General features: G+C 63.0%; 15 protein-coding genes and 2 pseudogenes. 12 read left to right on the forward strand and 5 right to left on the reverse strand.

Going from position 1 to position 13,234, the window contains the following annotated elements; translation table 11 throughout:
- Positions 1-22: 22 nt before the first annotated feature.
- From SM764_RS01985 to plsY, 5 genes are read left to right on the forward strand one after another with little or no spacing between them, the layout of a single operon-like run.
- Positions 23-1,003: an aspartate carbamoyltransferase catalytic subunit gene (locus tag SM764_RS01985; RefSeq protein WP_369000878.1), complete on the forward strand. Its 981-nt coding sequence runs from the start codon at positions 23-25 to the stop codon at positions 1,001-1,003.
- A 5-nt stretch (positions 1,004-1,008) separates the two neighbouring features.
- The gene (locus tag SM764_RS01990) at positions 1,009-1,542 is read left to right on the forward strand and encodes a hypothetical protein (RefSeq protein WP_369000879.1); all 534 of its coding nucleotides are present in this window, start codon (positions 1,009-1,011) and stop codon (positions 1,540-1,542) included.
- 1 nt (position 1,543) lies between these two features.
- Positions 1,544-1,939, forward strand: coding sequence for a hypothetical protein (locus tag SM764_RS01995; RefSeq protein ID WP_369000880.1), 396 nt, complete (start codon positions 1,544-1,546; stop codon positions 1,937-1,939).
- On the forward strand, positions 1,936-3,246 hold the full coding sequence (pyrC, locus tag SM764_RS02000; RefSeq protein ID WP_369000881.1) for a dihydroorotase: 1,311 nt from the start codon (positions 1,936-1,938) through the stop codon (positions 3,244-3,246). The genes SM764_RS01995 and pyrC overlap by 4 nt, the downstream gene beginning before the upstream one ends.
- The gene (gene plsY / locus SM764_RS02005; RefSeq protein ID WP_369000882.1) at positions 3,246-3,851 is read left to right on the forward strand and encodes a glycerol-3-phosphate 1-O-acyltransferase PlsY; all 606 of its coding nucleotides are present in this window, start codon (positions 3,246-3,248) and stop codon (positions 3,849-3,851) included. The genes pyrC and plsY overlap by 1 nt, the downstream gene beginning before the upstream one ends.
- 25 nt (positions 3,852-3,876) lie before the next feature.
- Here plsY and SM764_RS02010 read toward each other — a convergent pair whose 3' ends face one another.
- On the reverse strand, positions 3,877-4,593 hold the full coding sequence (locus SM764_RS02010) for a GGDEF domain-containing protein (RefSeq protein ID WP_274827559.1): 717 nt from the start codon (positions 4,591-4,593) through the stop codon (positions 3,877-3,879).
- A gap of 397 nt (positions 4,594-4,990) precedes the next feature.
- Here SM764_RS02010 and SM764_RS02015 point away from each other — a divergent pair, with 397 nt between their 5' ends.
- The 6 genes and pseudogenes from SM764_RS02015 (at position 4,991) to SM764_RS02040 (ending at position 8,651) form a co-directional block, all read left to right on the forward strand.
- Entirely contained in the window at positions 4,991-5,467 is a 477-nt protein-coding gene (locus tag SM764_RS02015) for a YHS domain-containing (seleno)protein (protein WP_065272451.1), read from the forward strand.
- A 138-nt stretch (positions 5,468-5,605) separates the two neighbouring features.
- The gene (locus SM764_RS02020) at positions 5,606-6,139 is read left to right on the forward strand and encodes a GbsR/MarR family transcriptional regulator (protein ID WP_065272450.1); all 534 of its coding nucleotides are present in this window, start codon (positions 5,606-5,608) and stop codon (positions 6,137-6,139) included.
- A 35-nt stretch (positions 6,140-6,174) separates the two neighbouring features.
- Positions 6,175-6,609, forward strand: a complete 435-nt coding sequence (locus SM764_RS02025; protein ID WP_065272449.1) for a hypothetical protein — start codon at positions 6,175-6,177, stop codon at positions 6,607-6,609.
- A 17-nt stretch (positions 6,610-6,626) separates the two neighbouring features.
- The gene (locus tag SM764_RS02030; RefSeq protein WP_369000883.1) at positions 6,627-6,995 is read left to right on the forward strand and encodes a hypothetical protein; all 369 of its coding nucleotides are present in this window, start codon (positions 6,627-6,629) and stop codon (positions 6,993-6,995) included.
- An 81-nt stretch (positions 6,996-7,076) separates the two neighbouring features.
- Positions 7,077-7,550, forward strand: a pseudogene (locus SM764_RS02035) (NAD(P)H-binding protein); the annotation flags it as partial.
- 633 nt (positions 7,551-8,183) lie between these two features.
- Positions 8,184-8,651: pseudogene (locus tag SM764_RS02040) on the forward strand (DUF2269 family protein).
- 20 nt (positions 8,652-8,671) lie between these two features.
- Here SM764_RS02040 and SM764_RS02045 read toward each other — a convergent pair.
- The 4 genes from SM764_RS02045 to SM764_RS02060 form a co-directional block, all read right to left on the reverse strand.
- Positions 8,672-10,042, reverse strand: a complete 1,371-nt coding sequence (locus SM764_RS02045; protein WP_274827554.1) for a glutamate--cysteine ligase — start codon at positions 10,040-10,042, stop codon at positions 8,672-8,674.
- 67 nt (positions 10,043-10,109) lie between these two features.
- Positions 10,110-10,637 (reverse strand): hypothetical protein, encoded by a 528-nt coding sequence (locus SM764_RS02050; RefSeq protein WP_065272447.1) that lies wholly within the window; start codon positions 10,635-10,637, stop codon positions 10,110-10,112.
- Positions 10,634-11,467, reverse strand: a complete 834-nt coding sequence (locus tag SM764_RS02055; RefSeq protein WP_369000884.1) for a GNAT family N-acetyltransferase — start codon at positions 11,465-11,467, stop codon at positions 10,634-10,636. The genes SM764_RS02050 and SM764_RS02055 overlap by 4 nt, the downstream gene beginning before the upstream one ends.
- Position 11,468: 1 nt before the next feature.
- On the reverse strand, positions 11,469-12,251 hold the full coding sequence (locus tag SM764_RS02060; protein ID WP_274834660.1) for a 16S rRNA (uracil(1498)-N(3))-methyltransferase: 783 nt from the start codon (positions 12,249-12,251) through the stop codon (positions 11,469-11,471).
- A gap of 12 nt (positions 12,252-12,263) precedes the next feature.
- Here SM764_RS02060 and ubiA point away from each other — a divergent pair, with 12 nt between their 5' ends.
- Positions 12,264-13,226, forward strand: coding sequence for a 4-hydroxybenzoate octaprenyltransferase (gene ubiA / locus SM764_RS02065; RefSeq protein ID WP_274839396.1), 963 nt, complete (start codon positions 12,264-12,266; stop codon positions 13,224-13,226).
- Positions 13,227-13,234 lie beyond the last annotated feature (8 nt).

Here is a 13,234-nt window from a genome sequence, read left to right on the forward strand (position 1 = left end):
CAAACAGCGCGGAGCCTGCCTCATGTCTCATGTTTCCCCACCCCTCACCGGCCCCGGTTTTGCAGCCCGTCATCTGTTGGGGATCGAGCATCTGAAGCCCCATGAGATCACCGAGATCCTGGATCTGGCCGATACCTACGTGGATCTGAACCGCCGCCCGGAAAAACATTCCGACGTGCTGGCGGGGCTGACGCAGATCAACATGTTCTTTGAAAACTCCACCCGCACGCAGGCCAGCTTCGAACTGGCCGGCAAACGGCTTGGTGCGGATGTGATGAACATGGCGATGCAGGCGTCCAGCATCAAAAAGGGTGAGACGCTGATCGACACCGCGATGACGCTGAATGCGATGCATCCCGATCTGTTGGTGGTGCGCCATCCCCATTCCGGCGCCGTGGGCCTTTTGGCGCAAAAGGTAAACTGCGCGGTGCTGAACGCAGGCGACGGGCGGCATGAACACCCGACGCAGGCGCTGCTGGATGCGCTGACCATCCGCCGCGCCAAGGGACGGCTGCATCGCCTCAACATCGCGATCTGCGGCGACATCGCCCACAGCCGCGTGGCGCGCTCAAACCTGATCCTTCTGGGCAAGATGGAAAACCGCATCCGCCTGATCGGGCCGCCAACGCTGGTGCCCGGCCATTTCGCCGAATTCGGCGCCGAGATCTATGATGACATGCGTGAGGGGCTTGAGGGTGTTGATGTCGTCATGATGCTGCGCCTTCAAAAGGAACGCATGGACGGCGGTTTCATCCCCTCCGAACGCGAATACTACCACCGCTACGGGCTCGATGCCGAAAAGCTGGCGCTGGCCAAACCCGACGCCATCGTCATGCACCCAGGCCCGATGAACCGCGGTGTCGAAATCGACGGCACCATCGCCGATGACATCAACCGCTCGGTCATTCAGGAGCAGGTGGAAATGGGCGTCGCCGTGCGCATGGCCGCGATGGACCTTCTGGCCCGCAACCTGCGCGCCGACCGCGTCGCAGAGGCGGGCTGATCCCGGTGGAGGGTGTCATACATATCCCTGCGGGCGAACACGGCGTGATCCGCCTGTTCCAGCTCGACATGCGCCCCGAACAAGCCGCTTTCCTGCGGGAACCGGGCGCGCTGGCGCAGGTGCTGGGGATTGATGCGCTGGATATGGAACAGGTCGAAATCTTCCCGGTCTGCGACCTCGAAGAGCTTGGTCTGGCAGGCTACCTGACCGAAGGCATGGGCGTTCCGGAAGAGCAGATCGCCCCGGACCGGGAGCGCCTTGCCGCGCTCGAAGGACATGTCATGGTGATCCGCTCGCGCGCCTTTGGCGGACGCGAGATGCGCCTGACGCCCGCCGAGCAGATCCAGCCCGTCGCCACCTACGGCACGCCTGGCACCAGCTGGAGTGGCGCCCCGATTGAGACGGAAAGCGCCAAACCCTATTCCGCACCGAAGCTGGCCCCGCGCAAAGCGCGCGCCGAGGCCCGCCGCATCGGCGCCACGCTTTTTGCGGTGGTGATGGGGTTGGTCGGGCTCGTGCTCTATCTGCTGGTGCGCTGACATGCAGCAGGGTACCGACGAGATCACCTTCACCCCCGACCGCAGCGCCTATATCCGCGCCCACGCCTGGATGGCGGCCTTTGCCATGGCGGCGGGCATGGGGATCCTCTGGGCGGCGGGCAATCCGCATATCTGGACCGGCGCCATCGGCGGGCTTGCTGCCATCGCCCTGCGCGGCTGGTATCTGGCGAGCGAGGAAATGGCCGTCGTCTGGCGCATCGCAGATGGTGTGCTGACCGGCCCCGCCGAGCGCCGGGTGCCGCTGGGTGAGATCGAGACCGCCCGGTCGATGGGCAGCTATGTCCAGATCATCACCAGGGGCGGTGACAAGCACCTTATCAAGTATCAGGCCGATCCGGCCGCCACCCTCTCAGCCATCGAAAGAGCCCGCGCATGACCACTCTGTTCATCAATGCCCGACTGATCGACCCCGAGGCCGGAACGGATGCGCCGGGGGCTGTGCTTGTCGCGGACGGTCAGATTACCGAAATCCTGCCCGAGGGTACGCAGGTAGAGCACCTGTTTCGTGCGCGAAACATTGACCCAACAGAGGCCGAAGTGGTCGATTGCGACGGCAAATGCCTCGCCCCCGGTATCGTCGATATTGGCGTGAAGGTGTGCGAGCCGGGTGAGCGGCACAAGGAAAGCTACAAGACCGCCGGCCTTGCGGCGGCGGCGGGGGGTGTCACCACCATGATCACCCGCCCGGACACCAATCCCGCAATCGACAGTCCCGAAACGCTGGAGTTCGTCACCCGCCGCGCCCAGGCCGATACGCCGGTCAACGTGTTGCCCATGGCCGCCCTCACCAAGGGGCGCGAAGGGCGCGAAATGACCGAGATCGGTTTTCTGCTGGATGCGGGCGCCGTGGCCTTTTCCGACTGCGATCACGTGGTCGCCAATACCAAGGTGTTTTCCCGCGCGCTGGCCTATGCCAAGAGCTGCGGCGCCTTGGTGATTGCGCATCCGCAGGAGCCAGTTCTGAGCGCAGGCACCGCCGCCAGCAGCAGCAAATTCGCCACCCTACGCGGCCTGCCTGCGGTCTCTCCCATGGCGGAGCGCATGGGGCTGGACCGGGATATCGCACTCTTGGAGATGACCGGCGCGCGCTATCACGCCGACCAGATCACCACCGCCCGCGCCCTGCCCGCATTGGAGCGTGCCAAGGCCAATGGGCTGGACATCACGGCTGGCACCTCGATCCACCACCTGACCCTGAATGAGCTCGACGTGGCCGACTACCGCACCTTCTTCAAGGTGAAACCGCCGCTGCGCGCGGAAGAAGACCGGCTGGCGGTGATAGAAGCGGTGCGCAGCGGGCTGATCGACACGATTTCCTCGATGCACACGCCGCAGGATGAGGAAAGCAAACGCCTGCCGTTTGAAGAAGCCGCTGCCGGCGCCGTCGCACTGGAAACCCTGCTGCCCGCAGCCCTGCGCCTGTATCATGCCGAGCAACTGGATCTGCCGACCCTGTTCCGGGCGATGTCCCTGAACCCGGCAAAACGGCTGGGTCTGGCTTGCGGACGCCTCACTGCCGGGGCACCTGCGGACTTGATCCTGTTCGATGCGGATGTGCCTTTTGTGCTGGACCGCTTTACGCTGAAATCGAAATCGCAGAATACCCCCTTTGACGGCCAGCGGATGCAGGGCAGAGTGCTGGCAACCTATGTGGCCGGCGCGCCCGTTTTCCGGAGAGACTGATGCCTGCATTCGACACCCCGTTCCTGATGATGCTGCTCTGGGCCCTTGTGGGTTACGGGCTGGGGTCAATTCCCTTTGGTCTGGTGCTGACGCGGCTGATGGGACTTGGCAACCTGCGGGACATTGGATCGGGCAATATCGGCACCACCAATGTGCTGCGCACCGGATCGAAACTGGCGGCCTTGCTGACGCTGCTCCTGGATGGCGGCAAGGGCGCGGCCGCGGTGGTTCTGGCACGGATGCTCGCCGGAGAGGACGCGGCGCAGCTGGCGGGGCTTGCGGCTTTTCTCGGCCATTGTTTCCCGGTCTGGCTCGGCTTCAAGGGTGGCAAGGGCGTTGCGACTTTCCTGGGCCTGATGCTGGCCCTGGCCTGGCCGGTGGGCGTTGCTGCCTGCCTGACCTGGCTGGCAGGCGCTGCGATCACCCGCATGTCATCGGCTTCGGCGCTCCTATCAGCGCTGGCCGCCCCGGTTTGGGCACTGCTGCTGGGTCTGCCGCAGATCGTGACGCTGACCATTGCCCTGACCGTGATCGTTTTCTGGCGCCATTCGGAAAACATCGCCCGCCTGCGCGCCGGAACCGAACCGAAAATCGGCCAGAAATAACTCCGGCGCACCCGGCGCACCCGGCCTATGTGGCCAGCGGCAGCGGCGCCCCAACGCGGTTGCGACCTTGACGCTTGGCCAGATAAAGCGCCTCATCTGCGCGCCGCAGCACCTCCTCCACCGGGTTGCGGCCATCGGCATAGCCAAGCCCGATGGAAATCGTGCAGTTCAGCTCTTTGTCCAGCACCTTGACGGTCTGCCGCTCCACCGCCTGCCGGATGTCCTCGGCGCGCTGCATGGCATCATCGAGATCCTTTTGCGGCAGGCAGACCACGAATTCCTCGCCGCCATAGCGCGCCGCCAGCCCGTCCTGCTTCACGTGTTCTTCAATCACCGCGGCGACGCGGCGGATCACCTCATCCCCCACAAGGTGGCCATAGGTATCGTTCACCTGCTTGAACAGGTCGATATCCAGCATCAGGAAGCTGCCCCGTAGATCCCCCTGCATCTCATGCATCTGCCGCATGAAATGACTGCGGCTAAGCAGGTTGGTCATCTGGTCATGGGCCAGAAGATGCTCCAGCTGTTTGTTAAGCTGGTGGATCTCAAGCGAGCGGTTGGCCGACATCAGGCAGGCAGGCGGTGCGATCAGCAGCGGCCCCAGAATCGAAGCCCGAAGCATATCGGTCGACAGCCCATCCCCCAGCAACAGCCATGTCAGCAGAACCGAAAGGCAAACGGCCATGCCGGTAATGCCCACGACATATTTCCATTTGTCGGCCTCGGAGCGAATTTTAAACATGATGACTCTTGATCGGATGTGCGGTCCGGTTCCTAGCATGCAATGGTTAAAGCTCCCTGCCGCGCAAAAGCAGTTTTAACCATTCTTTTGCGTCAGACCCTGTTCATCCGGTCAGGCTCCCTGTCCTTTGTTCGCAATGCGCTGGTGCGGCGCAACATTCGACACTGCGACCGCAGGCGCCGTACCCCCATCACAGGAAACCCGCAGCCTTGTGATGTGCAGTTCTGAACACCCAAAAGTGCCACCAAGCGCAGTCACTATGAGTTGTTTTGAACGTGAACGCCTCTGCCTCCACATGGGTGCTGTGACAGCCGCAAAGGGTTGCACGCAGACTATCGACCCAAGGGCCGACACATGGCGCATTTCGCCATCGGCCCGCATTCCAAAGGATGGAACCATGAACAAATTCAAGACTATTGTGAGCGGTGTCGCGCTGTCCGTTGCACTGGCGACTTCGGCGATGGCAGCAGGCGTGGAACTGAACGCGTCCTCGACCGGCCTGGCCCTGCAAGGCTACGACCCGGTTGCATATTTCACCGTTGGTGAGCCGACCCCCGGCAACTGGAAAATCACCGCGCTGCACAACGACGCTCTGTATCGCTTTGCTTCCGAAGAAAACAAAGTTGCATTTGAAAAGAACCCCGAAGCCTACCTGCCCGAGTACGGCGGATACTGCGCATTCGGCGCGGCCATGGGCTTCAAATTCGACGGCGACCCGACCCTGTGGAAAATCGTTGACGACAAACTGTACCTGAACCTGGCAACCGACATCCAGGAGCGCTGGGAAGGTGACGTCGCAGGCTTCATCGAAAAAGCCGACGCAAATTGGGGCGACATCGAGCACAAAGATCCGGTTGAGCTGCAGAACCAGTAAGGTTCCCACGCCTTAGCAAAAGCGACCTCACTCACGGACGCTTTACCCGGCGGCAGGATTCCCCTGCCGCCGGTTTTTTCTTGACTCGACTCTAAATCCAGTTATTTCTGACATTACAGAAATTTCAGGATCAATCGAATGAACCTCACTCCCGCCATGCAGAACTTCATCCTCCACTGGGGGGAAATGGGCTCCAAATGGGGCGTGAACCGGTCTGTTGCGCAGATCCACGCGCTCTTGCATATCTCGCCCGATGCGCTGACCGCCGAGGAAATTTGCGACACGCTGAACCTTGCCCGTTCCAACGTATCCAACGGGCTAAAGGAACTACAGTCACAAGGGCTGGTCAAATCCTCCCGCCAGCTGGGCGACCGACGCGATCATTTCACCTCGATCCGCGACATGTTCGATCTGGTGGATGCCGTGATCGCCGCCCGCCGTGAACGCGAGTTCGCCCCTACCTTACGCGCCCTTGAAGAGGTCATGGCCGAGGCCGAAGAGGACAACACCCCCAAGGTCATCAAGGCGCGCATGGGCGAGACCCTGCGCGTGATGCAGATGTTTGATGACTGGTACATGGACTTTTCCCGCCTGCCCCGCGCGGTGCATCTGGCGGTGCTGAAGATGGGATCGAAACTGGTGCGCTTCCTGCCCGGCGGTAAATCCGACTAGACCTGCCCAAAAAATTTTACCTGGAGATTTCACAAATGACAGAAATAACTGATAGGCTAAAAAATACTGAGCCCGAAGTCGTGGCAAAGCGCCACCTGGTGGACCCCGTTGCCTTCGCCCTCGCCGTCGTCGGCGGGCCGCTGCTGGCTGGATTGATAGGAGCACCGACTCTGATCAGCCCCTTCGCCACCCTTATCGGCGGACCAGTTTATGTTCTGGCCGGAACACCAATAATGCTGGCCTACCTGGCCATGCGCGACTCCACTCCGGAAGCATGGGCAGGGCTGGCATTTCTTACCAACCTCATTCTGTTTGGGATCATTCTACAACTGCCTGACATGTCCCGTTCCACACAAAGCTGGGATGGCATGCGCTTGGTTTGGGGAAGTCTCTTTGCCCCTATCTGGGGCTGGATTAGCGGCTGCATTTACGCCTCTCTCAAACGTGATTTTTACAAACAACCCCTCTGAATCGAAAGGACACCACCATGCTGCTTCAAATCGCAACCTACCTCGCCCTCGCCCTTCTCATGGTCACCGCGATGACCCTGATGATCCTCAAAATTTCCAGCATCTTAGGCGACTGCCCGCAATCGGGCAGTGCCGCGCAGGTGGCAGGCGTCACCATCGCAACCGGCTATGCCATGATCGCCCTCGGGGGCATCGGGCTGATCGGCGCCGCGATGCCGGTTCTTGACCTAGGTGTCTGGGGCCTGTTGCCCGCGCTCGGCTTTGCAGCGATCTGCCTTGGTCTCGGCTTCGCCCACGCCGTCGCCACCCTGCGCGCCGTGGTCCGCGAGGCGGTTAACCCACCTGCTACAGTGCCCACAGGCAAACCGGTCACCAGCGCCGCCTGAGCGCAGGTCCCAGAAAGCGGGGCGTCTCAGCGGCGCCCCCTTCCCCAACCGGTCCCCGGCATCGCCAAATCGAGGCTTCTCATGACCACCGACCACAAAGACACCTCCTCCCGCCCCAAGGCGCTGGTCCTTGGTGGATACGGGCTGATCGGCGCCGCCACCATGCGCGCGCTTTCGCAAGCGGGGTTTCACACCATCGGCCTTGGGCGGTCGCGCACAGCCGCCCTTGTGTCCGATGCGCAGGCCGAGTGGATCATCCGCGACATCCCTGCCCTTTCTGTCAGCGACTGGAAAACGATCCTGGCGGGCGTTGATGTTGTGGTGAACGCGGCAGGCGCGCTTCAGGATGGCGGCCGCGACGATCTTAAAGCCATTCATGTCACGGCGATAACCACCCTTCTCGCGGCCCTTGAAGGCGCGGATATCCGCTTGATCCAGATCTCTGCCGCAGGCGCCCACCCCGAGGCCAGCACCCGGTTCTTCCGCACCAAGGCGCGGGGCGATGCGCTGATCGCGGCACGCTATCACAACTGGGTCATCCTGCGCCCTACGCTTGTCTTGGCACCCGAGGCCTATGGCGGCACCGCGCTGCTGCGCGCAGCGGCGGCGCTGCCCGGCGTGACCCCCCGTCTCTTCCCCGAGACCCAGATCCAGACGGTTCATATCGACGATCTGACCCAAGCCATCTGCATGGCCGCCCGTTCCGAGGTGCCCGCTGGCACCCTTGCGGATCTCACCGAAGAGGAGAGCCGCAGCTTCCCCGAACTGCTGCAAGCCATGCGGAGCTGGCTGGGATACCCGCCCGCGCGCTGGTCCTTGCCCCTTGATCAACGCATTCTCAAACCCATTGGCGCGGTTGCGGATCTTCTCGGGCACCTCGGTTGGCGCGCGCCGCTGCGCAGTACCACCCTCACCGCCTTGCAAGACGGAATAGCTGGCGATCCACAGAACTGGACAGCCGCCGGAGGTTCCCCCTGCCGATCCCTCACAGCAACGCTGCGCAGTATCCCAGCCACGCGGCAGGACAGGATTTTTGCCCGCGCGTATCTCGCTCTGCCGCTGGCCATTGCGGTGCTTGCGCTGTTCTGGACCCTGTCCGGCCTGATCGCACTGGCTGACCTCGCTGGCGCTATGGCCGTACTGACGGATCGCGCCCTGCCGCATGGTTTGGCTGCTGATGGAGGAAAGATGACCTACGATCTTCTTCTCTTCCTGCATGTGATCGGTGCAACCGTCCTTCTTGGCACCGGCGCAGGCATTGCCTTCTTCATGCTGATCTCGAACCGCAGCCGTGATCCGGCGCTGATCGCCCATGTCTCGGGCATCGTGGTGCTGGCCGATGGGATCTTCACCGCAACCGCCGCAATCCTGCAACCCATCACTGGATACTTGCTGACGCAACAGGCCGGGTGGCCCCTGACCGAGGGTTGGGTCGTCCTGTCGCTCGGCCTTTATGTGCTGGTCGGCTGTTTTTGGCTGCCGGTGGTCTGGATCCAGATCCGGCTGCGCGATCTGGCCCGCGCCGCCTATGTTGTAGGCAGGCCCTTGCCCGCACGCTACCACCAGCTTTTTCGCTGATGGTGCGCTTGTGGCTGGCCCGCCTTTGCAGCGGTTTTGGGAATTCTCTGGCTTATGCTCACCAAACCGGTGCTATGACCGGATGCAACGCTGCAGGATCAGTAGCTGTATTCGGCGTAGATCCGGGTCAGATCGCCGTTCCAGTCGCCGTGGTAATGCTCCAGCAGCTCATCTGCCGGGACCTTGCCGCTGTCGATGCTTTCCTTCAGAGCGTTGAGGAAATGCGTCTCGTCAGGGACCATGCCACCAGCGCCGGGACGGGCGCGCGCCTTGAGGCCTGCCTCGGAAATCTCCAGCACCTGACGCGCCAGATCGTGCATCTTGATGTCTCCGACCTCGGCCTGCAGCGCCTGTTCCGCCGCGCCAACACGCAGGGCCTCGCGGGTTTCCGCATCCCAGCCCTTGACCAGATCCCAGGCCGCATCGAGGCTGTTTTGGTCATACATCAGCCCCACCCAGAAGGCCGGCAGCGCACAGAGCCTGCGCCAGGGGCCGCCATCGGCGCCGCGCATCTCCATGTATTTCTTGATCCGCGCCTCGGGAAAGGCGGTGGTCAGGTGGTCGGCCCAATCGCTGAGCGTCGGGGTTTCACCGGGCAACGCGGGCAGTTTGCCATTGAGGAAGTCGCGGAAGGACTGACCCAGCGCGTTGATGTATTCACCATCGCGGTAGACGAAATACATCGGCACATCGAGCGCGTACTCCACGTAGCGCTCAAATCCCATGCCCTCTTCAAAGACGAAGGGCAGCATGCCGGTGCGCGCATCGTCGAGATGGCGCCAGATCTTGCTGCGCCAGGACTTGTGGCCGTTCGGCTTGCCTTCAAAGAACGGCGAATTGGCAAACAGCGCGGTGGCCACCGGCTGCAACGCCAGGGCGACGCGCAGTTTCTGCACCATGTCGGCCTCGGAGGCGAAATCAAGGTTCACCTGCACCGTGGTGGTGCGGCGCATCATGTCCCGGCCCATGGTGCCGACCTTGGCCATGTAATCGTTCATCAGCCGGTAGCGCCCCTTGGGCATCAGCGGCATCTCGTCATGGGTCCAGATCGGAGCGGCGCCAAGGCCGATGAAACCGACGCCAATCTTGTCGGCGATTTCCTTCACCTCGCGCAGGTGGACGTTCACCTCGTCGCAGGTCTCGTGAATGGTTTCCAGAGGCGCGCCCGAAAGCTCCAGCGCCCCGCCGGGTTCCAGGCTAACGTTGGCGCCATCCTTAGTCAGACCAATGAGGTTGCCGCCTTCGGTGACGGGCGACCAGCCATAGCGGTCGCGCAGCCCTTCCAGCACCGCCTGGATCGAGCGTTGACCGGCGTAGGGCAGCGGTTTCAGCGTATCCTTGCAATAGCCGAACTTCTCGTGCTCGGTGCCGATGCGCCAATCGGCGCTCGGTTTACAGCCGGAGGCCAGGTATTCGGCCATCTGTTCGTGGCGTTCGATCGGTCCGCCGCCGGACTGGGGAATGGACATGCCGGGCACTCCGTCCTGTTGTTTCGCTGTTTTCGGCGGTCAGAAGTGGGGCCAAACGACGCCGGTGTCAATGCAGCCTTTGGTGGGTGGGTCGGCTTGGGATGCGCTCCCAGATCACGACCTGGTGAGCACCGGCCTTGCGCAGCTCGGCCAGCATCCGTTCCGTGCGCAGCCCCGGAAGGCTGGCAAAGACGTCAAACAGTGCCTCGTGACCTTCGGCGTTCACCGGGATCGCCAGCGGCGGCTGCCCCGGCTGCTCCAGCACCCAATGGGGCGGTTTCGCAGTATGATCCAGCCGCAGCCGTTCGATTTCAGAGGCCGCAACGGCACCACCTGTGAGAGGGCCGAAATAGGCGATCTGCCCTTCGTCCACCTGGACCACACCCGGCCCGCCTGCGCCCAGCCGGAAGCGCAACCGCTGCGCGCCTACCACGGCCAGAACCAGCCCGACCGCGATCAGCGCCCAGCCGGTCATGGCGGTAAATCCATAGGAGGTGAAAGCCCACTTCAGCCCCACCAGCAACATCAGCGCCGCGACGATTAGCTCGCGCCAGCGCCACAGGCTGGCCTGTGCTTCGGGTCGGATGAAACTCATGGCACCTCCTGTTCCGGGGCAAAAAGCACCAGAGAAAATGATCCAGCGGGCCGGAACCCGATTGCCTCATAGGCGCGCGCTGCCGCCGGGCTGGCTGCGAACAACACGGCCCGCTGCGCCCCGGCCTTGCGGGCCTCGTCCAGATGCAGGGCGACGGCAAGGCGCGCCAACCCCCTGCCCCGCAAATCCGGCGGTGTATAGACGCCACCGATCTGCACCACCTCAGGTATCTGGGCATTGAAGCCGGTCATGGCAACCGGTTGCCCGGCAATTGAAAGAACCCGGTGACTGTCACGGTCAAGGTAACCGGCGATATCCTGCGCCGCCTTTTCTTCACTGACATCGGCCCCGGTCCCCAGAACTTCGCGATGATATGCCGCCCGCCAGTCCAGCATCAGATCGCGCGGCGCCGCGGCCAGCGGAATCAGCGCCGCCTGTTCGGCCTTCGGTATTTCCAGCTGGTCAAGGTCAAGGTAGAACCCCGGCTCGTCTTCATCCAGCCGGGTCGGGCGGGAGACAAGATCGCTGGCGGCGAGAAAGGCGCGCAGCTGTGCGGTGTTTCCGGCGCAGCCCGCGATGCTGCGTCCCGCCAGCATCACCGATGCAGCCTGCCAGTCTTCGGCGCGCGCGTGGGGCGCCTGCATCAGCACCATGCCCGCCTCTGTCAGACCAAAGACACCCGAGAGGTCATCCTGCACCCAAAGATCCATCGCCTGTCCATTGCCGGGATCCTTCAGGTTGCCCAGAAGGAACATCGAGCTTTGCACATGTCGGCGCAGCAGGCGCTCTATCTGCGGAATGTCAGCCGCGCGGGCCGCGCGCCAGACCATGTTACCAATCCCCGAGGCTTTGCTGCCACAGGGTCATTGCCGCCACCGCTGCGGTGTCCGCGCGCAGGATCCGCGGGCCAAGGCTAACCACATGGGCCTGCTGCATCCCGTGCAGACGCTTGCGCTCAGCCTCAGAGAAACCGCCTTCGGGACCGATGAGGATGGCCCAAGACCCTGGCTGAGAGACTTCGCCCGGACGATAGGCCGGGCAGCGTCCGCCCGCCCCCGGACGGCCGCCACCCTCGACGCGATCCAGAAACAGCCTCTGCCCCACCTCGGCCTCGTCGCAGAACATCAACTGACGCTCCTGCGGCCAGTGATCCAGCAGGCGCGAGAGTTTCTGCAGGTCGGTCACCTCGGGAACGAAGGTACCACCGCATTGCTCGGCAGCCTCCACCGCGTGGGCCTGCAGCCGGTCCTGACGGATGCGCTCGGAGTTGGTGAATTCGGTCTGCACCGGCATGATCCGCGCCGCGCCCATCTCGGCGGCTTTTTCGACGATAAAATCGGTGCGCGCCTTTTTGATCGGGGCAAAAATCAGCCACAGGTCTGGCGGCATCTGCAAGGGGCGCGTCTGCTCAAGACAGCTCAAAACCCCGCCGCGTTTGCCCGCTTCGGCCACCTCGGCCAGCCATTCTCCATCGCGCCCGTTGAACAGGGCCACCTTGGCGCCGACAGCCTGCCGCATCACCCCAAAGAGGTAATGCGCCTGATCCCGGTCCAAAGGAATGGTTTGCCCTGCCCCCAAGGGGTGCTCTACATACAGTCTGATCTTCGCACTCATGAGGTCCTACATATGCAAGGGCAATCGCCAACACCAGATGGTCAGGTCGCAGATGCGGTCAAGGGGAATTGGGTGGACACCCACGCGCCCGCCTGGTCGCGCCCCTATCTGCGGCTGAGCCGCGCAGACCGCCCGATCGGCACATGGCTGTTGCTGATCCCCTGCTGGTGGGGTCTGGCGCTGGCCATCCTCTGGGATGACACCCCGGTCTGGCAGGACGCCTGGATCTTTGTCGCCTGTGGGCTTGGGGCCTGGCTGATGCGCGGCGCGGGCTGCACCTGGAACGACATCACCGACCGCAACTTTGACGGCGCGGTCGAGCGCACCCGGTCGCGCCCGATCCCCTCGGGTCAAGTCTCGGTGCGGGGCGCGGTGACTTGGATGTGCGCGCAGGCGCTTGTGGCCTTTGGCATCCTGATGACCTTCAACTGGGCTGCCATCGGCATGGGCGTGCTGGCGCTGTTGCCGGTTGCCGTCTACCCCTTTGCCAAACGCTTCACCTGGTGGCCGCAGATCTTCCTTGGGCTGGCCTTCAACTGGGGGGCGATGCTGGCCTGGGTGGCGCATACCGGATCGCTGGCCTGGCCGCCGGTCATCCTCTATCTGGCGGGGATTGCCTGGACGCTGTTTTATGACACCATCTATGCGCATCAGGACACCGAGGACGACGCGCTGATCGGCGTCAAATCCACCGCCCGCCTGTTTGGCGACAACAGCCCCAGCTGGCTACGCCGCTTCATCGTGGCAACCGTGGGCCTGATGGCCCTTGCCGTGGTGCTGGCCGCACATGTCGATGCCAACCTGCTGACCCTGCTGATTGCGCTTGCCGGTCCCTGGGCTATGGGCTGGCACATGACCTGGCAATTGCGCGTATTTGATCCCGAAAACAACCCCCGCCTGTTGAAGCTGTTCCGGCTCAACCGCGATACCGGCTTGATTCCGCTGATCTTCTTTGCCGTGGCCACTTTCGTGTGATTGAACAG

It is taken from the genome of Pseudophaeobacter sp. 1A16562 (assembly GCF_041008785.1).
GTDB lineage: Bacteria > Pseudomonadota > Alphaproteobacteria > Rhodobacterales > Rhodobacteraceae > Phycobacter > Phycobacter gallaeciensis_A.